Origin of the sequence: Streptomyces sp. NPDC059582 (assembly GCF_042735715.1) — a bacterium.
Lineage (GTDB): Bacteria > Actinomycetota > Actinomycetes > Streptomycetales > Streptomycetaceae > Streptomyces.
In genome coordinates this window covers 20424-43837 of sequence record NZ_JBHWCC010000021.1, presented here as the reverse complement: position 1 = coordinate 43837, position 23414 = coordinate 20424, and the positions used below count along the sequence as shown (strand labels likewise).

The window sequence follows — 23414 nt, the reverse complement described above, 5'->3', positions numbered from 1 at the left end:
GCCTGGGGCAGCGGAGTTGATCTGCCACACTGGAAGAGTTATGCCTGCACCCGGAGAACTCACTTTCGTCGCCCCGCGCGGAGCCAAGAAGCCGCCGCGGCATCTCGCCGACCTCACGCCCGCGGAGCGCAAGGACGCCGTGGCCGAGATCGGTGAGAAGCCGTTCCGTGCCAAGCAGCTCTCGCAGCACTACTTCGCTCGGTACGCGCACGACCCGGCGGAGTGGACCGACATCCCCGCCGGTTCGCGCGGCCGGCTCCAGGAAGCGCTGCTTCCGGAGCTGATGACGGTCGTGCGGCATCTGTCGACCGACGAGGGCACCACGCGCAAGACGCTGTGGCGGCTGTTCGACGGGACGCTCGTCGAGTCCGTGCTGATGCGTTACCCGGACCGGGTGACCATGTGCATCAGCTCACAGGCCGGCTGCGGGATGAACTGTCCGTTCTGCGCGACCGGGCAGGCCGGACTGGACCGGAACCTGTCGACCGCGGAGATCGTGCACCAGATCGTCGACGGGATGCGCGCCCTGCGCGACGGTGAGGTGCCCGGTGGACCGGCCCGGCTGTCCAACATCGTCTTCATGGGCATGGGCGAGCCCCTCGCCAACTACAAGCGGGTCGTGGGAGCCGTCCGGGCGCTCACCGACCCCGCGCCGGACGGGCTCGGGCTGTCGCAGCGTGGCATCACCGTGTCGACGGTCGGGCTGGTGCCCGCCATCCACCGGTTCGCCGACGAGGGCTTCAAGTGCCGCCTGGCGATCTCGCTGCACGCGCCCGACGACGAGCTGCGCGACACACTGGTCCCCGTGAACACGCGGTGGAAGGTGCGCGAGGTCCTCGACGCCGGGTTCGACTACGTGGAGAAGTCCGGCCGCCGGCTGTCCATCGAGTACGCGCTGATCCGGGACATCAACGACCAGGCCTGGCGCGGTGACCGGCTCGGTCGGCTGCTCAGGGGCAAGCCCGTGCACGTCAACCTCATCCCGCTGAACCCGACGCCGGGCTCGAAGTGGACCGCCTCCCGTCCCGAGGACGAGAAGGCGTTCGTCGAGGCCATCGCGGCGCACGGGGTGCCGGTCACCGTCCGCGACACCCGCGGGCAGGAGATCGACGGCGCCTGCGGCCAGCTGGCCGCCACCGAGCGGTAGGCATTCCGGCCACGGCCGGTATTCTTGCGCGGTACACATCTTCATATTCCGACAGGGGAGCGCCACAGCGCTGAGAGTGCGGCAACCGGGCCGCAGACCCTCTGAACCTCGCCCAGGTCATTCTGGGTAGGAAGTTCGGTCATCACTCAAGCTGTTGCGCCCTGCCCGGGAGCCGGCGGATCCGTCCGACGGCCCCGGGCGGGGCCGCGTCTCTTCCTGGTCACCTCCAGGAGGAATCAAGTGCACACCAAGACGTTCGTGGCCGCGGCGGTCGGGCTGGGCCTGGTCACGCTGTCCGCCTGCGGGTCGTCCGCGGACGAGGGCGCTAAGGACTCCAAGACCGTCACCCTCGTCAGCCACAACTCGTGGGCCGTCTCGAAGAACGTGCTCGCGGACTTCGAGAAGCAGTCCGGGTACAAGGTCAAGGTCCTCGAGGACGGGGACGCGGGCCAGGCCGTCAACAAGGCGATCCTGACCAAGGACAACCCGCAGGGCGACGTCTTCTTCGGCGTCGACAACACGCTGCTGTCCCGGGCCCTCGACAACGGGCTGTTCCAGTCGTACGAGGCCAAGGGCCTGGGCCGGGTCGGGGCCGAGTACCAGCTCGACCAGGGCAAGCACCGGGTCACGCCGGTCGACTACGGCGACATCTGCGTCAACTACGACAAGGCCTGGTTCAGCGCGCACAAGCTGACCCCGCCGGCCACCCTCGACGACCTGGCCGAGCCGGCGTACAAGAACCTGCTCGTCACCGAGAACGCCGCCACCTCCTCGCCCGGCCTCGGCTTCCTGCTCGGCTCGGCCGCGAAGTACGGCGACGACGGGTGGCCGGAGTACTGGAAGAAGCTCGAGGCCAACGGTGTGAAGGTGGTCGACGGCTGGGAGCAGGCGTACAACGAGGAGTTCTCCGGTTCCGCGGGCGGCAAGAAGGCCAAGGGCGACCGGCCGCTCGTCGTGTCGTACGCCTCCTCGCCGCCCGCCGAGGTGATCTACGCCGACCCGAAGCCCACGACCGCGCCGACCGGCGTCGCGGCCGGAACCTGCTTCCGGCAGATCGAGTTCGCGGGGCTGCTGGGCAACGCGAAGAACACCGAGGGCGGCAAGGCGTTCATCGACTTCCTCGTCTCGAAGGAGTTCCAGGAGGACATGCCGCTGAACATGTTCGTCTACCCGGTGGTCGCGGACGCGAAGGTGCCGGCCGAGTTCACCGCGTACGGGCCCGCGGCCAAGGACCCCGAGATCATGGCGCCGGACCGGATCGCCGCCAACCGTGACCAGTGGGTCAAGTCGTGGACCTCGCTCGTACTGAAGTAGCCCCGCGCGCCCCCCGCGAGGGACGGAAGGGCAACGCGGCGCGGCTCGGGCTGATGGCCCTGCCCGTCGCGTTCTTCGGCGTCTTCTTCGCCTACCCGGTCGCCGCGATCGTCGCCCGTGGTCTGAAGGCCGACGGTGCCTGGCAGGTCGGGCGGATCGGGGAGGTGCTCGCGCAGTCCGACATCCGGCACGTCCTGTGGTTCACCACCTGGCAGGCGCTCGCCTCCACCGCGCTCACCCTGCTCGTCGCGCTCCCGGGGGCCTACGTCCTCGCCCGCTTCGACTTCCCGGGCAAGCGGCTCCTGCGGGCGGTCGTGACCGTGCCGTTCGTGCTGCCCACGGTCGTCGTCGGGACGGCGTTCCTGGCGCTGGTAGGGCGTGGCGGGCTGCTCGACGAGCTGTGGGGCGTACGGCTGGACACCACGGTGTGGGCGATCCTGCTCGCGCATGTCTTCTTCAACTACGCGGTCGTCGTACGGACGGTCGGCGGCCTGTGGGCGCAGCTGGACCCGCGGCAGGAGGAGGCGGCACGGGTGCTGGGCGCCTCCCGGTTCACCGCCTGGCGCACCGTCACCCTGCCGGCGCTCGGGCCCGCCGTGGCCGCCGCCGCGCTCATGGTCTTCCTCTTCACCTTCACCTCCTTCGGCGTCGTGCAGATCCTGGGCGGTCCGACCTTCTCCACCCTCGAAGTGGAGATCTACCGGCAGACCTCCGAGATCTTCGATCTGGCCACGGCCGCCGTGCTCACGATCGTCCAGTTCGCGGCGGTGGGCGCGATCCTCGCCGTGCACGCGTGGACGGTACGGCGCAGGGAGACCGCCCTGCGCCTCGTGGACGCGGCCGGGACGGCACGCCGGCCGCGCGGCGGCGGGCAGTGGGCGCTGCTGGCCGGGGTCCTCGCGACCGTCGCCGTGCTGATCCTGCTGCCGCTCGCCGTGCTGGTGCAGCGGTCGCTGGACGCCCCCGGCCTCGGCTACTACCGGGCGCTGACGTCGTCCGACGGGGGCGTCTTCCTGGTGCCGCCGATCGACGCGGTCGGCAACTCGCTGACGTACGCCCTCGCCGCCACCGCCATCGCCCTGGTGATCGGAGGTCTCGCCGCCGCGGCCCTGACCCGGCGCGACGCCGGGCGGCTGGTACGCGGCTTCGACGCGTTGCTGATGCTGCCGCTCGGGGTCTCCGCGGTGACGGTCGGCTTCGGGTTCCTGATCGCGCTCGACGAGCCGCCGCTGGATCTGCGCGCCTCCTGGATCCTCGTGCCACTCGCGCAGGCGCTGGTGGGCGTCCCCTTCGTGGTACGGACCATGCTGCCGGTGCTGCGGGCCGTGGACGGGCGGCTGCGGGAGGCGGCGGCCGTGCTCGGGGCGTCCCCGTGGCGGGTGTGGCGCGAGGTCGACCTGCCGCTGGTGCGGCGGGCGCTGCTGATCGCGGCCGGGTTCGCGTTCGCCGTGTCGCTGGGGGAGTTCGGGGCGACCGTGTTCATCGCGCGGCCCGACAACCCGACGCTGCCGGTCGCGGTCGCGAAACTGCTCGGCCGGGCCGGCGAACTCAACTACGGCCAGGCGATGGCCCTTTCGACGATTCTGATGCTGGTGTGCGCTGCGGCCCTGTTGGTGCTGGAGGGGCTTCGGGGCACGGACCGGACAGGGGAGTTCTGATGTTGCTGAGTCTTGCCGGCGCGACCGTGCGGTTCGGCGGCCGGGCCGTGCTCGACGCCGTCGATCTGGATGTCGCCGAGCACGAGGTCGTGTGCGTGCTCGGGCCCAGCGGGAGCGGGAAGTCGACGCTGCTGCGGGTGGTGGCCGGGCTGCAACCCCTGCACGACGGGCGGGTGCTGCTGGCCGGACGCGACCAGCGGGGGGTGCCCGCGCACCGGCGGGGTGTCGGTCTGATGTTCCAGGACCATCAGCTGTTCCCGCAGCGGGACGTGGGCGGAAACGTGGCGTTCGGGCTGCGCATGCACGGCGCCTCGCGCGGTGAACAGGAAGCCAGGGTGGGGGAGTTGCTGGACCTGGTCGGGCTGCCGGGGGCCGCGCGCCGGGCCGTCGCCGCGCTGTCCGGCGGTGAGCAGCAGCGGGTGGCGCTGGCCCGGGCGCTCGCGCCCCGGCCGCGGCTGCTGATGCTGGACGAGCCGCTGGGCCAGCTCGACCGGTCGCTGCGCGAGCGGCTGGTGGTGGAACTGCGCCAGTTGTTCGGCAGGTTGGGCACCACGGTGCTGGCGGTCACCCACGACCAGGGCGAGGCTTTCGCGCTCGCCGACCGGGTCGTGGTGATGCGGGACGGGCGGATCGCCCAGTCCGGTACGCCGCTGGAGGTGTGGCAGCGGCCGGCGGACGCGTTCGTGGCGCGCTTCCTCGGCTTCGACAACGTGGTGGGGGCGACGGTCGCCGGGGAGGCCGCGGACACGCCCTGGGGCAAGGTCCCGGTCGGCGAGGGCGCACCGCAGGGGGCGCGCACCCTGTTGGTCCGCCCGGCCGGTGTGCGTCTGACGTCGGCCGACGTGGGCCTGCGCTGCACGGTGACCGCGCGCACCTTCAAGGGCACCCATGTAGCCGTCCGCCTTCAGCCGCGGGACGCGCCGGACCTGGAGGCGGCGTGCGCGCTGCGGGCGGCGCCGGAGGTCGGGGACGTGGTCGGCGTGGAGTTCGACGCGTCGGAGATCGTCGTGCTCGACTGACGGTCGGTCTCCGGGGTCGGGCCCGTGACTGCCCTACGAGGTCGTGCCCGAGGTGGCCGCCGACGCGATCGACGAGTGGCTGGAGACCGTGACGTACGTACAGCGCGCGATGCCGGAGCGGGTGGCGGACGACCTGCGCGGGCCCGGCGTCCGCACAGCCCGGGGCTGGAGGTCCTCGGCGAGCGGGATTCGCTGGAGTTCTGGCCGGCGCGGGCGACGTTCGGCTGACACGCGAGTGGCCCGCCCCGGTACGGGACGGGCCACGAGCGCGTACGGGTACGCGAGGAGGGGTCAGCTGTTGTTGCCGGCCCCACGACGGCGCATGCCGAAGAACACGGCACCTCCGCCGACGACGACCAGAGCGCCGGCGATGCCGACGATCATGCCCGTGTTGGAGTTCGCACCGGTCTCGGCGAGGTTGGAGTCACCGACCGCGGGCGAAGGCGCGTTGCTCGCGGCCTCGGCCGGGGCGGTGGTGCTCTCCGACGCCGACGGGGCCGGGGTCTCGGTCTCGGCCGGCGCGGAGGGGGTCTCCGACGCGGGCGGCGTGGCCGGCGGCGTCGAGGTGTCCTCGGTCTTGCAGGCCGTGGCCGGGGTGGTCAGGTTGGGCTTGATGTCCTGGTCGACCTGGTTGCCGGCCTTGACGTGGACGCGGTAGGTGGCGTTGGGAGCCCAGTCCTCGGCGAAGGTGAGGATGACACCTTCGCGCGAGCCCTTGACCTCCTGCTCGCCGATCTTCTGCTCGTCGGCGCCGTTGTTCTCGCGGAACACGGAGACGACGGCGGGGGTGCCGGAGAAGTCCTTGTCGGTGACAGTGATGACACCCTTGGCGCCGTCGCACTTGGCTTCGGCGGAGAACTCACTGATGTTGCAGGCGAGCGCGGTACCCGCGACGCCGAGCGCGAGCGCGGCCGAAGCGGAGGCGACACCGAGAATGCGCACGGAACGACGTGCGGTACGGCGAGATATGGACACGTTTGCCCTTCACGGGGAGCACAACTGCGGGGGGCTGAGGGGAGGATGAACAGACCTCGAGGCGGGTCTCACCACCCCCAGGTGACTCACAGGTCTATAAGTGCTCCGTAAGGAGTGTCAATGCATATGCCCATCGAGGGCCTGGGCTTTGCCCATCCATTACCCGCCGAGACGTTTCAGCGCCTCCGGAGCCTGCTCGATCCGGTCAACCAGGGCTATTCGGGACTCCATCGACCGCTCCCGCGCGAGCGCCTGGAGGAGCGGCCACGTGGGCAGTTTCTCCGTCCAGTGCACCCGGTCCACGAGCACCATCGGTGTGGGTTCACCGCGTGACTCGTAATAGTTCGGTGTCGCGTTGTCGAAGATTTCCTGAACGGTCCCGGCGGCGCCCGGCAGGAACACCACGCCCGCCGTGGAGCGGGCCAGCAGTCCGTCCTCGCGGGTGGCGTTGGCGAAGTACTTGGCGATGTGCGCGGCGAAGGCGTTGGGCGGCTCGTGGCCGTAGAACCAGGTCGGGATGCCGACCGAGGCGCCGCCGCCCGGCCAGCGGTCGCGCACCTCGAAGGCGGCGCGCGCCCAGTCGGTGACGGAGGGCCGGAACGAGGGGGACTTGGCCAGCAGCCGGAGCGCCTCGGTGAGCATCCCGTCGGCGAACGGAGCGGCGTACGCGCCGAGGTTGGCGGCCTCCATCGCGCCGGGTCCGCCGCCGGTTGCCACCGTGAGGCCGGCGCGCGTCAGTTCCCGGCCGAGCCGGGCGGCACCGGCGTACTCCTCGGTGCCGCGCGCCATGGCGTGGCCGCCCATGACGCCCACCACCGGCGCGTCGAGCAGGAGTTCGTCGAGGGCGTCGGAGACGGCGTCGTCGTGGACCGAACGCAGCATGGAGGCGAAGATGTCGCCGTCCGACTTCGTCCGCTGGAACCAGGCGTACGCCAGGGCGTCCGGGGTCGTCTCGTAGCCCTCGGCGAGGGAGTCGAACAGTTCGTCCGGCGTGTAGACGAAACCGCGGTACGGGTCGAAGGGCAGGCCCGGTACGGGCGGGAAGACGAGGGCGCCGGCGGCACGCACCCGTGCGGCCGCCTCCGGGGCCATCGGGCAGCCGAGGAAGACGGCGCCCGCGCAGTCCACGGACAGCAGCGCGTCCGTACGGCCCGTCAGGTCGACGGCCTGGACGCGGTGGTGGGACAGCGTGCCGTGGGCGGAGAGGACCTCGTCGAACTCGGCGAGGGACTCGATCTCATGGTCGTGGGAGCCGTCGAGGGGCCGGCCTGGCCGGGCGGGTGTCGGATGCACCCGCCCATGCTAGGGGCGGTCGTCCGGCGCGGAGGGTCAGCCCTGCACCGCCGAGGGGTCCATCCAGATGACCTCCCAGGTGTGGCCGTCCAGGTCGTCGAAGGCGCGGCCGTACATGAAGCCGAGGTCCTGCGTCCGGCCGCTGGTCGTGCCGCCCGACGCGAGCGCCTTGTCGACCAGTTCGTCGACCTTCTCGCGGCTCGGGGCGCTCAGCGCGACGAGGACCTCGCTGGTCTTCGTGGCGTCCGCGATCTCCTTGTCGGTGAAGGTCGCGTAGAAGGGCTTGGTCAGCAGCATCGCCACGATGGTGTCGCTGATCACCACGGAGGCCGCGTTGTCGTCGCTGAACTGCGGGTTGATCGTGTAGCCGAGCTCCGTGAAGAACTTCTTCGAGGCGTCGAGGTCGTTCACGGGCAGGTTCACGAAGATCATCTGCTGGTACATGCGGGGTCTCCCCTGAGGCATCGGATCGGGCATCGGTTCATGATGTTCGACGGGTAGACCGGGCGGCCTCGGGAAACTCATCGGTGGGTCAGCGGAAGGGCCGCCAGCTCCGCGACGATCAGGGTGAGCGGGCCGAACAGGGCCACCAGTGCGCCGGCCCGGAGTGCGGCGGCGCCGCGCAGCATCGTGGCCGGGGCGCCGAGGCGCAGCAGCGCGGCGGTGGTGTCGGCGCGGGCCTGGCGTGCCTCCACGGCCGCGGTGAGGAGCGTCCCCACCGCGCAGCCCAGCACCTGCAGGACGCCGAGGGTGGTCAGGGGGCCGAAGGCCCTGCCGTCCGGGTCGTGCAGCGAGGCGGTGGCGTACGTCGCCGACAGTACGGCGCAGACCACGCCCAGGGGGCGGCCGATGCGGGACGCCTCGTCCATGAGGACGCGGCCGGCCAGCAGGCGCCGGACACCGGGGCCGCCCGCCTGGAGCAGGAGTCCGCAGAGGTGGGTGAAACCTGGCCCGGCCAGGGCGAGGCCGAGGGCGGTCAGGAGCCAGCCCACCAGGACGCCGGCGGGACTGTCGGCCAGCCCCGCGGGGAGCTGCGGGCCGTCGGTGGCGGTGGACCGGCTCGCGTACGTCTCCACGGCGAGGCCCGCGGCGAGGACGGCCACGCCCCAGGGGAGGGCGGCGGGTACGGGTCGGGGGGCGGGCGGGCGGTGCGGATCGGGGTCGGGCGCGTGCTCCTCGGCGTACTCGGCGTGCGGGGTGCTGGCCGCCGGGACTTCGAGGGTGGTCGCGCCGCCCGGCGCCCGCAGGGTGTCGCCGTTCCGCGGGACGGGCGCCGCGGCGTCGGCGAGACCGCCCGCGGGACGGCCGGGCCGGTCCTGCTCCTTGACGCGCCAGCGGGAGCCGAATCTGCCGTACGCCCCGAACGTCTCGCGCGCGCCGGTGCGGCTGTACGCGCCGAAGCGGCCGTAGCCCCTGGCCGGGAGGGGACGGGGGTCCCTAGGGCGCAGGAGGAGAGCCGTCGTCGCCGAGGCGATGACGGGGGTGAGGCCCAGGAGCGTGAGGGCGGCCGGGAGCGGCAGGGGCGTGTCAGCGGCAAGGAACTCAGCCGCCGCGCCGTCGAAGGGCAGGCCCGAGAGGTCGCCGCGCAGATGCAGGAAGAACAGGAGCGCCAGCATCGAGCCCAGCGTGCAGGACAGGGCCGTGGTCGTCGCCGAGATCGCCATCAGGCGGGCCGGGCCGAGGCCGATCGCGGAGAGACTGGGCCGCGGCCGGATGGCCGGATCGGTGCGCGCGACGGCCTCCGCGAAGTAGACCGTGGCGGCCAGCGGCACCGCGCACCAGGCCAGGCGCAGCGACAGCGAGGCCGCGGGGGTGCCCGGGTGGCTCATCGCGTAGCCGAGGGTGGACAACAGCAGGAAGCCCGTGCCCGCCGACGCCGCCGCCACCAGCAGGCGGCGCAGCTGGACGGCCGGGTGGGCGACGCGGGTCAGGCGGAGAGCGAGCACGCGGCCCGGCCTTCCGTCTCGGCCTCCGTGACCGGTGGCAGATGCACGGTGTTCACCCGCCGCCCGTCGAGCAGCGACACCCTGCGGTCGGCGAGGGCCGCGGTCTCCGCGTCGTGCGTGGCCAGGACGACGGTGATGCCGTGCGAGCGGGCCGCCGTGGTGAGCGTGCGCAGGACCTGCCCGCAGTCGGCCCGGTGCAGGGGGGCCGTCGGCTCGTCCGCGAACAGGACCGTCGGCGCGGGGGCGAGGGCACGGGCGATCGTCACCCGCTGGCGTTCGGCCTGGCGCAGTTCGTGCGGGCGCTTGCGGGCCTTGTCGCCGATGTCGAGGCGCTCCAGCCACTCCAGGGCGGCCACCTTGGCCCGGCGGCGGCTGGTGCCGCGCAGCATCAGGGGGAGCGCGGCGTTCTCCCAGACGTTCAGCTCCGGGACGAGCACCGGCGCCGGGTCGATCCAGCCGAAGCGGTCGCGCCGCAGCCGCTCCCGGGTGACGGGGCCCATGGTGTGCACCGGGACGCTGTTGAACCACACCTCGCCGCGCATGGCCGGCACCAGACCGGCCAGACAGCGCAGCAGCGTGGTCTTGCCGCTGCCGCGCGGGCCGCTGACGGCGAGGATCTCGCCCTCGCGGACGCCGAGCGAGACACCGGCGAGCGCGGGCGAGCCGTCGTCGTGCGTGAAGTGCAGGGCGCGTGCCCAGAGCACGTCGTTGTCCGGCGGGGCCTCCATGGGCGTACACCTCGGTTCAGATCCGTAATTCCCGTGCCGATCCCCCGTCCGGGGGAACGAAGGCAGGGCCGATCGGTCACTGGCACGCTAGGCAGGCGACGGCGGGAGGCCGGACAGCACGCGGCCCCGGGTCGCCGTTTCTCACTCGAACGGTCGACTCCGGGGCCGGCGTCGATCATCCCAAAGGAAGATCGGCGAACGGGGTCACAGCTTCGTCCACGCCTCCGTCAGCGTCGCGCGCAGGATCTGCTCGATCTCGTCGAACGTCTCCTGGGTGGAGATCAGCGGCGGGGCGAGCTGGATGACCGGGTCGCCGCGGTCGTCGGCACGGCAGTACAGGCCGTTGTCGAACAGCGCCTTCGACAGGAAGCCGTACAGGACGCGCTCGGTCTCCTCGTCGTTGAAGGACTCCTTCGTGGCCTTGTCCTTCACCAGCTCGATGCCGTAGAAGAAGCCGTTGCCGCGGACGTCGCCGACGATCGGCAGGTCGTGCAGCTTCTGGAGGGTAGACAGGAACGCGCCCTCGTTGTCGAGCACGTGCTGGTTGATGCCCTCGCGCTCGAACAGGTCGAGGTTGGCCAGGCCCACGGCCGCCGACACCGGGTGGCCGCCGAAGGTGTAGCCGTGCAGGAAGGTGTTGTCGCCCTTGTAGAAGGGCTCGGCGAGCCGGTCGGAGATGATGCAGGCGCCGATGGGGGAGTAGCCGGAGGTCATGCCCTTGGCGCAGGTGATCATGTCCGGGACGTAGCCGAACTTGTCGCAGGCGAACATCGTGCCGAGGCGGCCGAAGGCGCAGATGACCTCGTCCGACACGAGCAGTACGTCGTACTGGTCGCAGATCTCGCGCACGCGCTGGAAGTAGCCGGGCGGGGGCGGGAAGCAGCCGCCGGCGTTCTGGACCGGCTCCAGGAAGACCGCGGCGACCGTGTCGGGGCCCTCGAAGAGGATCTGCTGCTCGATCTGGTCGGCGGCCCAGCGGCCGAAGGCCTCCGGGTCGTCGCCGAACAGCGGCGCGCGGTAGATGTTGGTGTTCGGGACCTTGTGCGCGCCCGGGACCAGCGGCTCGAAGGGGGCCTTCAGGGCCGGCAGGCCGGTGATGGACAGGGCGCCCTGCGGAGTGCCGTGGTAGGCGACCGCGCGGGAGATGACCTTGTACTTGGTCGGCTTGCCCTGGAGCTTGAAGTACTGCTTGGCGAGCTTCCAGGCGGTCTCGACCGCCTCACCGCCGCCGGTGGTGAAGAAGACCTTGTTCAGGTCGCCCGGCGCGTGGTGGGCGAGACGTTCCGCCAGCTCCACGGCCTTGGGGTGGGCGTAGGACCACACCGGGAAGAACGCCAGCTCCTGCGCCTGCTTGAAGGCGGTCTCGGCCAGCTCCGTGCGGCCGTGGCCGGCCTGCACCACGAACAGACCCGCGAGACCGTCGAGGTAGCGCCTGCCCTTGTCGTCGTAGATGTAGGTGCCCTCGCCCCGGACGATGGTGGGGACGGGCGCGTTCTCGTACGAGGACATGCGGGTGAAGTGCATCCACAGGTGGTCGTACGCGGTTCGGCTGAGGTCCTTGGTGCTCACGGTTATCGGGTTCCCCACATGTAGGTCTGCTTCTTGAGCTTCAGGTAGACGAAACTCTCGGTGGAGCGCACGCCGGGCAGGGCCCGGATGCGTCGGTTGATGACGTCCAGCAGGTGGTCGTCGTCCTCGCAGACGATCTCGGCGAGGATGTCGAACGAGCCCGCGGTCATCACCACGTACTCGACTTCCGACATGCCGGTCAGAGCGTCGGCCACGGGGTCGAGCTCGCCCTCGACGTTGACACCGACCATCGCCTGCCGGCGGAAGCCCACGGTGAGCGGGTCCGTGACGGCGACGATCTGCATCACGCCCTGGTCGAGCAGCTTCTGGACGCGCTGGCGCACGGCCGCCTCGGAGAGGCCGACGGCCTTGCCGATCGCGGCGTACGGACGGCGGCCGTCCTCCTGGAGCTGCTGGATGATCGCGAGGGAGACGGCATCCAGGTGGGGGGTGCCGTTCCTGGGCTCGCGGGGCGAGTCCCTCTGGTCTGCGCTTCGACTGGCCACGGCCTCACTGTGCACGACGTCTCGGCGGTTCCGCAAGGTCGCAGCGATGAAATTCGTTGTTTACGCCTTCGAGACCTGCGGATTTCGCAGCCATGGTGCGATCGGGGGTGTTGAAAACGTGGGGCGGCCGATTAGGGTGGGTGTCTCAGTGATTGGACAGTTCGACCCGACAGGAGGCCGGCAGTGAGCACCGAGCTGCGTCGTCTGCGCAACTACATCGATGGTGAGTTCCGGGACGCCACCGACGGACGGACCACCGAGGTGGTCAACCCCGCGACAGGCGAGGCGTACGCGACCGCGCCGCTGTCCGGGCAGGCGGACGTCGACGCCGCGATGGCGGCCGCCGCGGCGGCTTTCCCCGCCTGGCGCGACACCACCCCCGCCGAGCGCCAGAGGGCCCTCCTGAAGATCGCGGACGCGTTCGAGGAGCGGGCCGAGGAGCTCATCGCGGCCGAGGTGGAGAACACGGGCAAGCCCGTCGGACTCACCCGGTCCGAGGAGATCCCGCCGATGGTCGACCAGATCCGCTTCTTCGCGGGCGCCGCGCGGATGCTCGAAGGCCGCTCGGCCGGCGAGTACATGGAGGGGCTGACCTCGATCGTCCGGCGCGAGCCGGTCGGCGTGTGCGCCCAGGTCGCGCCGTGGAACTACCCGATGATGATGGCCGTGTGGAAGTTCGCCCCGGCGATCGCGGCGGGCAACACGGTCGTCCTGAAGCCCTCGGACACCACTCCCGCGTCCACCGTCCTGATCGCCGACATCCTCGGTTCGATCCTGCCCAAGGGCGTCTTCAACGTCATCTGCGGCGACCGCGACACCGGCCGCGCGATGGTCGAGCACCCGACCCCGGCGATGGCCTCCATCACCGGCTCCGTGCGGGCCGGCATGGCGGTCGCCGAGTCGGCCGCCAAGGACGTCAAGCGGGTCCACCTGGAGCTGGGCGGCAAGGCGCCGGTCGTCGTCTTCGAGGACCTCGACAGCGCGGCCATCGCCAAGGCCGTCGAGGACATCTCCGTGGCGGGCTTCTTCAACGCCGGCCAGGACTGTACGGCCGCCACCCGCGTCCTCGTCCAGGCGGGCATCCACGACGAGTTCGTGGCCGCGCTGGCGAAGGCGGCCGCCGAGACCAAGACCGGGCTGCCGGACGACGAGGACGTGCTGTACGGCCCGCTCAACAACCCCAACCAGCTCAAGCAGGTCTCCGGGTTCGTCGAGCGCCTGCCCGCCCACGCCAAGGTCGAGGCGGGCGGCCACCAGGTCGGCGACAAGGGCTACTTCTACGCCCCGACCGTCGTCTCCGGTCTGAAGCAGGACGACGAGATCATCCAGAACGAGGTCTTCGGCCCGGTCATCACCGTCCAGTCCTTCACGGACGAGGACCAGGCGGTGGAGTGGGCCAACGGCGTCGAGTTCGCCCTCGCCTCCTCGGTGTGGACCAAGGACCACTCCCGCGCCATGCGGATGTCCAAGAAGCTCGACTTCGGCTGCGTGTGGATCAACACCCACATCCCGCTGGTCGCCGAGATGCCGCACGGCGGCTTCAAGAAGTCCGGCTACGGCAAGGACCTGTCGGCGTACGGCTTCGACGACTACACCCGCATCAAGCACGTGATGACGTCGCTCGACGCGTGAGGTCGTTCGGCGTGTGACGCCGTTCGACGCGTGACGTCGCTGGGCGCTTGACGTACTGAGCGGTGCTCGCTGTGTGCCCGGCCCCGGACGGAGGACGACCGTCCGGGGCCGCGCGCGTCCTGCGTCCCGCGGGACGCCGCCGCTGATCGACAAGGTGTCGGCTACGGCCCGGTCCGTTCGACGCAGCGTCGATTGTCCGCCCACCGCCACGGACGGCATGCTGCGGTGGTGCCCCAGACTTCGAGGACTCCCGCGCTCTCCCGCCGTTCCCTGTTGCGCGCGCTCGGCGGCACCGCCGCCCTCGGCGCCCTCGCCGGCTGCGGGGTGCCCGCCGCCTACGTAGGGCCCGGCGACCGTGCCGCCGCCGACGTCTCCGCCCGTGACAAGCGGCTGACCTGGGCGAACTGGCCGCTGTACATCGACACCGATGACGACGACACGACCAGCCGGCCGACGCTGGAGGCCTTCGAGAAGCGCACCGGGATCTCCGTCGACTACATCGAGGAGATCAACGACAACGACGAGTTCTTCGGCAAGATAAGCCCCGCGCTGATGAACCGTCAGTCGACGGGCCGCGACCTGATCGTCATCAGCGACTGGATGTGCGCGCGGTTCGTCCGGCTCGGCTGGGTGCAGGAGATGGACCGGTCCCGGCAGCCGAACGTCGCCGAGTACCTCGATCCACTGCTGAGCTCGCCCGCCTTCGACCCCGGCCGCAGGTCGTCGGTGCCCTGGCAGTCGGGTATCACCGGCATCGCGTACAACCGCCGCAAGGTCGGCCGCGAGATCAAGCACGTGTCCGACCTGTGGGCCGACGACCTCAAGGGCCGGGTCACGCTGCTCTCCGGCCTGGACGAGGCGTTCGCGCTGCTCATGCAGGGCAACGGTGTAGACATCACGAAGTGGCGGCCGGACGACTTCCACCAGGTGTGCGATCAGGTCGAGAAGCACGTGCGCAGTGGTCGGATCCGCCGCTTCACCGGCAACGACTACATCAAGGACCTCTCCAGCGGGGACGTCCTGGCCTGCCAGGCCTACTCGGGCGACGTGATCCAGCTCCAGGCCGACGACCCCGACATCCGTTTCGTCGTCCCCGAGGAGGGCGCCGAGCTGTGGGCCGAGTCGCTGATGATCCCCGACCTGGCCCGGCACAAGGCCGGCGCGGAGAAGCTCATCGACTTCTACTACCAGCCGGAGATCGCCGCCGAGCTGGCCGCCTGGGTCAACTACGTCTGTCCGGTGCCCGCCGCGCAGGACGTCCTCGCCTCCTCCAAGGACAAGGACACCGCCGCCCTCGCCGAGGACCCGCTGATCTTCCCCGACGCGACCATGCGCAAGCGCCTCGCGATCGCCCGCGACATCACCTCCACCGAACGCACGGAGTTCGCCAGGCGCTGGAACGCGATCGCGGGGCTGTGAGGACGGGGCGGCCGCTGTGGCGAGGGCCTTCGGCTCCGGACGAGGGCCGTCGGGTCCGCACGGGGGCCGTTCGGTCCTACTTCAGTCCGCTGAGCATGACCCCGCGGATGTAGTGCTTCTGGAGCAGCAGGAAGAGGATCAGGACCGGCAGGACGCTCAGGACGAGGCCCGCCATGACGATGGGCATCGTGCGGGTCGGGTCGACATGGTCCTGGAGGAGCTGGATGCCGACGGGCAGGGTCATCACGTCCGGGTCGGCGGTCGAGACGAGCAGCGCCCAGATGTACTCGTTCCAGGCGTCGACGAAGGTCAGCAGCCCGAGCGTCACCAGGACCGGCCTGGTCTGCGGCACCACGATCCGCCACCACACGGCGAACTCGCCCGCCCCGTCGATGCGCGCGGCCTCCAGGACCTCGTCCGGGATCGAGACCATGAACTGACGCGTCAGGAAGATCCCGAAGCCGTTGACCAGGAACGGCATCGCGAGCGCCGCGATGCTGACGGTCAGGCCCGCGCCGCCGCGTCCGAACAGGTCGTTGCCGCCCGCCAGCGGCCAGTGCACCAGGATCAGGAAGTGCGGGATGAAGAAGAGGAACGGGGGGAACATCATCGTCGACAGCACCAGGCGGAAGATGAAGTTCCGTCCGGGGAAGCGGAGTTTGGCGAGCGCGTAGCCGGCGAGCGACGACGTGAGCAGCACCGATCCGGTGATCAGCGTGGTCGCGATGACGCTGTTGCGGAACAGCACCGGCAGATCGAGCTGGTCCACCGCCGCCCGGTAGTTGGACAGGTCGAACGCCTCGGGCAGGAACCGGTACGGCAGCGTGCCGGACTCGCCGGGCCCCTTGAAGGACGTCATCACCATGTCGAGGAACGGCACCACCGTGAGCACGGCGCCGGTCACCACCAGCAGGTACGACAACCACGGGAAGCGTTGGCGGATCACGCGTCCTCCCCCTTGCGCCGGAAGATCCACAACTGCACCAGGGTGACCGCGAGGACCACCACGAACAGCACGAAGGCGGCGGCGCTCGCGGCGCCCCAGTCGCCGTACGAGAAGGCCTGCCGGTACATCTCCAGCGCGGCCACGTTGGTCGCGTCACCCGGCCCGCCCTTGGTCATCACGATGATCAGCGCGAACGACTGCAGGCCGGTGATGAACTGGGTGACGCACACCAGCAGCAGGGACGGCCTCAGCAGCGGCAGGGTGATCCTCCAGAAGACCGTGCCGGGTCCGGCGCCGTCGAGCGCGGCGGCCTCGTAGTACGACTCGGGAACGGACTTCAGCCCGGCGGTCAGGACGAGGATCGCCGAGCCGAGCGACGCCCAGGCCTGGACGACCACGACCGCGGGCAGCGCGGTGTCCGGGTCCTGGAGGAACGCCACCGAACCGAGCCCGAGGGCGTTGAGTACGCCGTTCACCAGTCCGCCCGGCTCGTACATGTACTTCCATACGTTGCCGACGGCGACGACGGTCGTGACGATCGGCAGGAAGTACAGCGTGCGCCACAGCCCCTGGTAACGCAGTTTGTCGATGCAGGTGGCGACGAGCACGGAGCCCGCGAGCGCGAGGGCCACCGTACCGAGGGCGAACAGCAGCGTGTTGGTGAGGATCGGCGTCAGGAACGTCGATCCGTCCGCGAAGAGGCCGGTGAAGTTGTCCAGGCCGACCGGGTCGATGTCGCCGAGGGCGAACCCGGCCCAGCTGGACATCGACAGCAGCAGGGCGAAGCCGAGCGGCAGGATCAGGAAGACCGCGAAGAACAGCAGTGTCGGGGTCAGGAAGAGATAGGCGACGGCGGCCTGACGACGCCGGCTTCGGCCGCGATGATCGACGGCGGGCTCGGCGGCCCGCGGCCCGTGCGCCCGCTCGGTCGTCTCCGGCACCAGCACGTTCACCATGAGCGCGACACCTCCTGATCGACCTGACGGCGGGTGGTGCGCAGGGCCTGGTCGACCGACTGCTGACCGGTCCACAACGCCTCGATGTTCTTGCGCAGCAGCGACTTGGCCTGCTGCGCGCCCGGCACGTTCGGCTCCGGCACCGCGTACGCCAGCGCGTCCAGGAACGGGCGCAGGTTCGGGTCACCGTCCTTGCGGGCCTCGCTGCCCGCGCTGCCCGCCCCGGCCTCGCCGCCCTCGCCGCCCCCACCCAGGAGGGTCCGCATGTCGTCGGCCCGGCCGGTCAGGGAGCCGACCGACACCTGCAACCGGCTCATCCGGGTCGCCGTCGCACCCTTCACGGCGTTGCGCGAGCCCACCTTCTCGGTGTTGAGCCAGCGCAGGAACTCCCAGGCCTCGCGCGGGTGCGCGCTGGCCGTGTTGACCCCGAGCATGAAGCCGGTGGAGAGCGTGGCGCGCTTGTCGTCCGCCTCGGGCACGGGCACGGGCGCGACGCCGACGTCGCGGTAGTCCTCGCCCATCAGGGCCTTCAGGTTCGCGGTCCACCAGCCGGCGCTGACCACCATGGCCACCTGCCCGGAGGGGAAGGCCCGGTAGACGTTGACGCCGGGGGCGCTCGCGCCCTCGACGACGAGGCGGTGCTCCAGGTCGAACACGGCCCGGCCGGCCGGCGAGTCGATGGCGGTGCTCCTGCCGTCCGCGGCGACGAACGTTCCGCCGGCGGCGTTGAGCAGCGCGAGGGTCTGGCCGACGGTGGTGGAGTCGTCGTAGGTCGAGAGCCCGAACCCCTGGACCAGTGTGTTGCCGAACCGGTCCCGCCTGGTGGTGCGGTGGGCCGCCTCCTCCAGCTCCCGCCAGGTGCGCGGAGGGCCGGCGAGACCGGCCTCGCGCAGCAGCCGCCTGTTGTAGTAGAGGGCGTACGTCTGGACCTCGGTGGGGTAGCCGTAGACCGCGCCGCCCACCGAGGAGGCGGCGACCGCGGCCTCGCCGTAGCCGCGCCTGATCTCCCCGGCGTACTCGGCCGGAGCGGGCCGCAGGACGCCGGCCCGGACGAGCTGGCCGTTCCACAGGCAGTACGGGTGGAGGATGTCGGCGCCCTGGCCCGCGGCCTGCCGGACCATGAACGTGGTCAGCAGGTCGGAGAACTCGACGGCCGTCGTCCGCACCTTGACCCGGTCGTGCGTGGCGTTCCACTCGTCGACCGGGCCCTGTAGTGCCTCCTTGAGCTCTCCGCTCGCGTAGTGGGAGAGCAGGGTGAGCACGATCGGATCCCCGGGCCGCCCGGTGCCCTGGTGGGGCGCGGCGCATCCGGAGGCGAGCAGCGCCGAGGGGAGCGCCAGCGCGAAGTGACGGCGGCTCGGTCCGCCGGTGCGGCGGGACGGCGACGGAGCCATCATCGGGTGACCTCCCGGCGCATGACGCGGAACACCCGGGTCGTGGTGAAGCCGGTCCTGCGGTACAGGTGGCCCGCCGCGGACCGCTCGCCGGTCCACAGGAACCACGCCGAGTGCGCGCCGCGTGCCCGCATCCGCTCCAGGACCAGGTGCAGCAGGACCTTGCCGAGTCCGGTGCCGCGCGTCTCCTCCAGCACGCCGAACGGGCCGAACCGCTCGTCCACCGACTCGTACGCGCCGTGCATCGCCCAGCCGACCAGGCGACCGGACGGGTCGCGGACGACGACGATCCGGTCGAGCGGGGTGCCCGCGGCCAGACACTCCCGGATCGCGCGGGCCCAGTCCGGGTTGAAGTGGTTCCCGGCGAGCGCGAGGAGTTCCACCAGGTCGTCGTCGTCCGGGGTGGCGAACCGGTGGCCGCCCGCCGTCAGTTCGTCCCGGCGCAGCGCGACCTCCGCCGGGAGGCGATAGCCGACCAGGCCGCGATCCATGGCGGCCGCCTCGTACAGCGTGCGAAAGCCCATGGAACCGAGGAGTCCGGCCGCTTCCGGATACGCCTCGGCGTCCAGGCCGGGCAGGACGTAGTACGGGGTGTACGAGGAGAAGTCCACCCGGGTGCGGCCGTGGCCGTGCAGCCAGTCGAGGGCGTCGGTCAGCAGCAGCCGTCCGAGGCCGCGCCCCCGGGCCGCCGGGTCGACGAAGAAGAACGGGATCCAGCCCTGCTCCGGCTCCAGGTCGGTGCCGGACATCGGCGTCAGGCGGCGCACCGCGTAGGCGGCGCCGACGACACGGCCGCCGTCGAGGGCGACCCGCAGCCCCTCCGGGTCGAAGTTGGCGTCGAGCAGCACCAGGGAGCGGAAGCGGTCCGGGCTGATCGGGTCGGCCGGCAGACTCCGGCGCCACGCCGCCAGCAACTGCGGGCCGTCGCCCGCGCGAAAGCCACGGGTCTCGGCCCGGGATCGCGTCTCGGTCATCGGCAGGGTTGTCCTTCCGTACGCGGGGCATGGACGGCGTCGAACGTCCCCGGCGGCGTCGCCTCGGGGTAGAGCAGTACGTCGTCTCCGGCCCACCGGCCGGGTGGCGCCGGAGGATCGCACAGCGGCAGCGGGTCGTCGCCCGCGTCGACGGTGCGCCGCAACCGGTCGGACCCCCACAGCAGGTCGATGAAGTGACGGTGGCCGCTCCGTTCCGCGCCGGCGTCCGCGGCGAGCCAGGCGAAGTCGTCCGGGTACAGCCGGCGCAGCGTGGCGAGCATCGCGACGGCGGTACGTACGGGCGCGAACACCGCGCGGTCGGTGATGTGCAGCTGGACCCCGCGCAGCGGCTGTCCGGCGTGTTTGTGGAAGGTCGGTACGAACCGCAGGTCACGGAAGTGCACCCCGGGCAGGGAGAGTTCGGCGAGCGCGGGCGCGAACCGCGCGTCGATGTACGGGGCCCCGACGAACTCGAAGGGCTGTGTCGTGCCACGGCCCTCCGAGAGGTTCGTCCCCTCGAACAGGCAGGTGCCCGGGTAGACGGTGGCCGTGGCGGGCGTCGGCATGTTCGGCGAGGGCGCGACCCACGGCAGGCCGGTGGCCTGCGCGTCCATGGCGCGCTGCCAGCCGAAGGCTTCGAGCACCGTCAAGTCGACGCCTTCCCCCGCGACTTGCGGAACGAGCGAGGCGTTGAGGTGCCGGGCGAGCTCGCCGCAGGTGAGGCCGTGCCGGACGGGTGTCGGGGCGCGCCCGACGAAACTGGCCCAGGCGGGGTCGAGCAGCGGGCCCTCGCTGACGAGCCCACCGAGGGGATTCGGCCGGTCGGCGACCACGAACCGTACGCCCGTTCGGGCCGCCGAGACCATCAGGTCGAACATGGTCGACACGTAGGTGTAGAACCTGGCCCCGATGTCCTGAAGGTCGTACACCAGGACGTCGACGCCGCTGTCGAGCAGCAGTCCGTCGAGCTGCTCGCCGTCGCACCGGTAGGTGTCGTGCACGGGCAGGCCGGTGGCGGGGTCCGCCCGGCCGGTCTCGCTCGCACCGGCCTGGCCGGTTCCGTGCAGCCCGTGCTCGGGGCCGAACAGGGCGACCAGCCGCGCGCCCGCTTCCAGCAGCGCGGGGGCGGCCGGGCGCAGGTCGGGCAGGACACCGGTGTGGTTGGTCACCAGCCCGAGCCGGCCGGGCCCGGCGAGTCCGGGCGACGCGTGCAGTCGTGCGATCCCGGTCGTCACCGCGACCCGGGCGTCCGTGCTCATCCTCATGTCCCGTCCGCCGGTGGCACCGTGAAGTAGTGCTAGGAAATTTACTGCTATGTCCGGGATTTCCGTTGCACCGACGGTTCGCGCCGGGGGTGGCCGTGGGATCGCGCGCGCGGCCGGGACGGCACGGTGGCGCGAAGAGCGCCGGAACCGCCTTCAAGTGGAGGCCCAGGAGGGGGTGAGGATAATTTTGAACGTGTTCAACTATGGGCGTACGCTCTGGCCATGAGCGACAGAGCCGCCCTGTTGAAGGGCATTCGCGTGTGGCTGGTCATCTTTGTCGTGTGCCTGGTGCTCAGCGGCGCCACGGCCTTCCCGCTGGTGCACGAACTCCGCTGGACGGAGGACCTGTTGCGGGCCCTGACCGTGCCGGAGCACCTGCCCGCCCTCATGGACTGGATCGTGCGCGTACGCACCGGCCTCGACACCGTCGACGCCACGTACCCGTTCGTGCTGTACGGCACGGACTGGCTCGCCTTCGCGCACCTCGTCATCGCGGTCGCCTTCTACGGCCCCTACCGTGATCCCGTGCGCAACATCTGGGTCGTCGAGTTCGGGATGATCGCCTGTGCCGGGATCATCCCGCTCGCCCTGATCTGCGGGCCGGTCCGCGGAATCCCCTTCTGGTGGACGGTCGTCGACATGTCGTTCGGGGTGTTCGGCGTGATCCCGCTGTACGTCGTACGGAAGCGGATCAAGCTCCTGGAGACGCTGAGCGGGACCCGGTAGTCCGGCTCGGCGGTTCAGCTCTCCTGGCGGTGGCGCAGGGCACGCAGGACGTCGATGCGGTTGGTCGTGATCGAGTCGACGCCCAGGTCGAGGAGGCGACGCATGGAGCGCCGGGTGTCGGGGGTCCAGACGGACAGCAGATGGCCGCCGTGATGGACGCGGGCGGCGAGGTCATGGTCGACCAGGCCGAAGCGGTAGTTGAGCCACCGCGGGGTCACCGCCGCGAGCAGCGCGGGGCGCGGCGGGGCCAGGGTCGTCCAGGTCAGGGCGATCTCGGCGGCCGGGTCGGCGGCCCGTACGGCGAGCATGGCGGCGGCGCCCGCGCAGTAGTAGACGCGGTCCCGGGCGTCGTTCTCCCGTACGACGTCGACGATCCGGCGTACCGCCCGCGCGTCGGGTTCGCCCGGCAGGTCGAGCATCACCCGGCTGTCGTCCGTCGCCGCCAGCGCCTCGGCCAGGGTCGGCACCCCGCCCGCCGTGAGCCCGCCCACCTCCTGAGCGGACAGGGACCGCAGCGGGCGGTCGTGTTCCCACAGCCGCTTCAGCGTCTCGTCGTGCAGCAGCACGGGCACACCGTCCCTGGTGAGCCGTACGTCGATCTCGACCGCGTCCGCGCCCTGTTCGAGCGCGGAACGCAGCGAGTCGGTCGTGTTCTCACGGAAGCGATAGGGGTCGCCGCGATGGGCCACGGCAGTCACGGTCTGCATGGGCCCATTGTGAGGGGCGTCAGGGGGCGAGCCACCCCGAGGTGTACGTGTCGATCTCGGCCGCCAGCTTCGCCTTGCCCGGCTCGTCCAGGAAGGACGCCTCGACCGCGTTCCTGGCCAGTGCCGCCAGGCCCCGCTCGTCGAGGTCCAGCAGCCGGGCGGCGACCGCGTACTCGTTGTTGAGGTCGGTGCCGAACATCGGCGGGTCGTCGGAGTTGATCGTGACGAGGACGCCGGCCTGGACGAACTCCTTGATGGGGTGCTCGTCGAGCGTGCGAACGGCGCGGGTGGCGATGTTGGAGGTCGGGCACACCTCCAGCGCGATGCGGTGCTCGGCGAGGTGGGCGAGCAGCCGGGGGTCCTGGGCGGAACTGGTGCCGTGCCCGATGCGCTCGGCGCCCAGGTGGTTGAGGGCGTCCCACACCGTCTCGGGGCCGGTGGTCTCGCCGGCGTGCGGCACGGAGTGCAGTCCGGCGGCGATCGCCCGGTCGAAGTACGGCTTGAACTGCGGCCGGGGAACACCGATCTCGGGGCCGCCGAGCCCGAAGGAGACCAGGCCCTCGGGCCGCAGCCGGTCGGTGGTGGCGAGCCGTACCGTCTCCTCGGCCGACTCCAGTCCCGCCTCGCCGGGGATGTCGAAGCACCAGCGCAGTACGGTCCCGAACTCGGCCTCGGCCGCCTTGCGGGCGTCCTCGATCGCGGCCATGAAGGCGACCTCGTCGATGCCGCGCCGGGTCGAGGAGAACGGCGTGATGGTCAGCTCGGCGTAGCGCACCTGCTGGCGGGCCAGGTCCCGCGCCACCTCATAGGTGAGCAGCCGTACGTCCTCGGGGGTGCGGATCAGGTCGACGACGGACAGGTACACGTCGATGAAGTGGGCGAAGTCCGTGAACGTGAAGTAGTCGGCCAGGGCCTCGGGGTCGGTGGGGACCCTGGAGTCGGGGTGGCGGGCGGCCAGTTCGGAGACGATGCGCGGGGAGGCGGAGCCGACGTGGTGCACGTGCAGTTCGGCCTTGGGCAGCCCGGCGATGAAGGCGTGCAGGTCGCGCGGGCTGAGCGGGTCGCGTTCGGTGTCGGCGTGAGCGGTCAAGGGGGCCTCCCCGGGACGGGCGTCCCGGGCGCTGTGGCGGCCGAGCGGGACGCGGGTGATCGGCTGATCGGTGGTTCAGGGATCATCGTAGGCCCGGCCCGCGACGCGATGGCTCGGGCCTTAGCATGACGGCACGTACAACAGAGGGGA

At 71.2% G+C, this 23414-nt stretch carries 21 protein-coding genes and 1 riboswitch; of the genes, 7 read left to right on the top strand and 14 right to left on the bottom strand.

Going from position 1 to position 23414, the window contains the following annotated elements; genetic code table 11:
- Positions 1 to 40 precede the first annotated feature (40 nt).
- The 4 genes from rlmN to ACFV0T_RS19450 all read left to right on the top strand — a co-directional run bounded on the left by rlmN (position 41) and on the right by ACFV0T_RS19450 (position 5138).
- Positions 41 to 1147 (top strand): 23S rRNA (adenine(2503)-C(2))-methyltransferase RlmN, encoded by a 1107-nt coding sequence (gene rlmN, locus ACFV0T_RS19465; RefSeq protein ID WP_385780301.1) that lies wholly within the window; start codon positions 41 to 43, stop codon positions 1145 to 1147.
- Positions 1148 to 1190: 43 nt separating this feature from the next.
- Positions 1191 to 1298, top strand: a riboswitch (TPP riboswitch).
- Between the two features lie 89 nt (positions 1299 to 1387).
- The gene (locus ACFV0T_RS19460; RefSeq protein WP_385780299.1) at positions 1388 to 2461 is read left to right on the top strand and encodes a thiamine ABC transporter substrate binding subunit; all 1074 of its coding nucleotides are present in this window, start codon (positions 1388 to 1390) and stop codon (positions 2459 to 2461) included.
- On the top strand, positions 2437 to 4119 hold the full coding sequence (locus tag ACFV0T_RS19455) for an ABC transporter permease (RefSeq protein ID WP_385780294.1): 1683 nt from the start codon (positions 2437 to 2439) through the stop codon (positions 4117 to 4119). The genes ACFV0T_RS19460 and ACFV0T_RS19455 overlap by 25 nt, the downstream gene beginning before the upstream one ends.
- A complete protein-coding gene (locus ACFV0T_RS19450; protein ID WP_385780291.1) occupies positions 4119 to 5138 on the top strand; it encodes an ABC transporter ATP-binding protein in 1020 nt (339 codons plus the stop codon). Before ACFV0T_RS19455 ends, ACFV0T_RS19450 begins: the two co-directional genes overlap by 1 nt.
- Positions 5139 to 5429: 291 nt before the next feature.
- On the opposite strand, the gene ACFV0T_RS19445 is transcribed toward ACFV0T_RS19450, so the two are convergent.
- The 7 genes from ACFV0T_RS19445 to ACFV0T_RS19415 all read right to left on the bottom strand — a co-directional run bounded on the left by ACFV0T_RS19445 (position 5430) and on the right by ACFV0T_RS19415 (position 12170).
- Complete coding sequence (locus tag ACFV0T_RS19445; protein ID WP_385780288.1) at positions 5430 to 6080, bottom strand: LAETG motif-containing sortase-dependent surface protein; 651 nt, start codon at positions 6078 to 6080, stop codon at positions 5430 to 5432.
- A 192-nt stretch (positions 6081 to 6272) separates the two neighbouring features.
- Complete coding sequence (locus ACFV0T_RS19440; RefSeq protein WP_385780285.1) at positions 6273 to 7406, bottom strand: LOG family protein; 1134 nt, start codon at positions 7404 to 7406, stop codon at positions 6273 to 6275.
- Between the two features lie 36 nt (positions 7407 to 7442).
- A complete protein-coding gene (locus ACFV0T_RS19435) occupies positions 7443 to 7850 on the bottom strand; it encodes a VOC family protein (protein ID WP_385780282.1) in 408 nt (135 codons plus the stop codon).
- 77 nt (positions 7851 to 7927) lie between these two features.
- Complete coding sequence (locus ACFV0T_RS19430) at positions 7928 to 9352, bottom strand: hypothetical protein (protein WP_385780279.1); 1425 nt, start codon at positions 9350 to 9352, stop codon at positions 7928 to 7930.
- Positions 9334 to 10080 carry an ABC transporter ATP-binding protein gene (locus ACFV0T_RS19425; RefSeq protein WP_385780277.1) on the bottom strand — a complete coding sequence of 249 codons (747 nt, stop codon included), beginning with the start codon at positions 10078 to 10080 and terminating at the stop codon, positions 9334 to 9336. Before ACFV0T_RS19425 ends, ACFV0T_RS19430 begins: the two co-directional genes overlap by 19 nt.
- 204 nt (positions 10081 to 10284) lie before the next feature.
- Positions 10285 to 11667: an aspartate aminotransferase family protein gene (locus tag ACFV0T_RS19420; RefSeq protein ID WP_385780275.1), complete on the bottom strand. Its 1383-nt coding sequence runs from the start codon at positions 11665 to 11667 to the stop codon at positions 10285 to 10287.
- Positions 11652 to 12170, bottom strand: a complete 519-nt coding sequence (locus ACFV0T_RS19415; protein ID WP_385780495.1) for an Lrp/AsnC family transcriptional regulator — start codon at positions 12168 to 12170, stop codon at positions 11652 to 11654. Before ACFV0T_RS19415 ends, ACFV0T_RS19420 begins: the two co-directional genes overlap by 16 nt.
- 168 nt (positions 12171 to 12338) lie before the next feature.
- On the opposite strand from ACFV0T_RS19415, the gene ACFV0T_RS19410 reads away from it, so the two are divergent.
- Both ACFV0T_RS19410 and ACFV0T_RS19405 read left to right on the top strand, forming a co-directional pair.
- A complete protein-coding gene (locus ACFV0T_RS19410) occupies positions 12339 to 13787 on the top strand; it encodes a gamma-aminobutyraldehyde dehydrogenase (protein WP_385780272.1) in 1449 nt (482 codons plus the stop codon).
- Positions 13788 to 14015: 228 nt separating this feature from the next.
- A complete protein-coding gene (locus tag ACFV0T_RS19405; protein ID WP_385780269.1) occupies positions 14016 to 15206 on the top strand; it encodes a PotD/PotF family extracellular solute-binding protein in 1191 nt (396 codons plus the stop codon).
- 76 nt (positions 15207 to 15282) lie between these two features.
- On the opposite strand, the gene ACFV0T_RS19400 is transcribed toward ACFV0T_RS19405, so the two are convergent.
- The 5 genes from ACFV0T_RS19400 to ACFV0T_RS19380 are packed head-to-tail and all read right to left on the bottom strand — an operon-like array spanning position 15283 to position 20735.
- The gene (locus ACFV0T_RS19400) at positions 15283 to 16152 is read right to left on the bottom strand and encodes a carbohydrate ABC transporter permease (protein ID WP_385780267.1); all 870 of its coding nucleotides are present in this window, start codon (positions 16150 to 16152) and stop codon (positions 15283 to 15285) included.
- Positions 16149 to 17108, bottom strand: a complete 960-nt coding sequence (locus ACFV0T_RS19395) for a carbohydrate ABC transporter permease (protein WP_385780264.1) — start codon at positions 17106 to 17108, stop codon at positions 16149 to 16151. Before ACFV0T_RS19395 ends, ACFV0T_RS19400 begins: the two co-directional genes overlap by 4 nt.
- Positions 17102 to 18505 carry an ABC transporter substrate-binding protein gene (locus ACFV0T_RS19390; protein WP_385780262.1) on the bottom strand — a complete coding sequence of 468 codons (1404 nt, stop codon included), beginning with the start codon at positions 18503 to 18505 and terminating at the stop codon, positions 17102 to 17104. The genes ACFV0T_RS19395 and ACFV0T_RS19390 overlap by 7 nt, the downstream gene beginning before the upstream one ends.
- Positions 18502 to 19476 (bottom strand): GNAT family N-acetyltransferase, encoded by a 975-nt coding sequence (locus ACFV0T_RS19385; protein ID WP_385780259.1) that lies wholly within the window; start codon positions 19474 to 19476, stop codon positions 18502 to 18504. Before ACFV0T_RS19385 ends, ACFV0T_RS19390 begins: the two co-directional genes overlap by 4 nt.
- A complete protein-coding gene (locus ACFV0T_RS19380; RefSeq protein ID WP_385780256.1) occupies positions 19473 to 20735 on the bottom strand; it encodes an exo-beta-N-acetylmuramidase NamZ domain-containing protein in 1263 nt (420 codons plus the stop codon). The genes ACFV0T_RS19385 and ACFV0T_RS19380 overlap by 4 nt, the downstream gene beginning before the upstream one ends.
- Positions 20736 to 20963: 228 nt before the next feature.
- On the opposite strand from ACFV0T_RS19380, the gene ACFV0T_RS19375 reads away from it, so the two are divergent.
- Positions 20964 to 21467, top strand: coding sequence for a hypothetical protein (locus tag ACFV0T_RS19375; RefSeq protein WP_385780253.1), 504 nt, complete (start codon positions 20964 to 20966; stop codon positions 21465 to 21467).
- A 14-nt stretch (positions 21468 to 21481) separates the two neighbouring features.
- Here ACFV0T_RS19375 and ACFV0T_RS19370 read toward each other — a convergent pair whose 3' ends face one another.
- Together ACFV0T_RS19370 and ACFV0T_RS19365 are read right to left on the bottom strand one after the other, a co-directional pair.
- Positions 21482 to 22174: a glycerophosphodiester phosphodiesterase gene (locus ACFV0T_RS19370; RefSeq protein ID WP_385780251.1), complete on the bottom strand. Its 693-nt coding sequence runs from the start codon at positions 22172 to 22174 to the stop codon at positions 21482 to 21484.
- 19 nt (positions 22175 to 22193) lie between these two features.
- Complete coding sequence (locus ACFV0T_RS19365) at positions 22194 to 23324, bottom strand: adenosine deaminase (RefSeq protein WP_385780492.1); 1131 nt, start codon at positions 23322 to 23324, stop codon at positions 22194 to 22196.
- Positions 23325 to 23414: the final 90 nt, after the last annotated feature.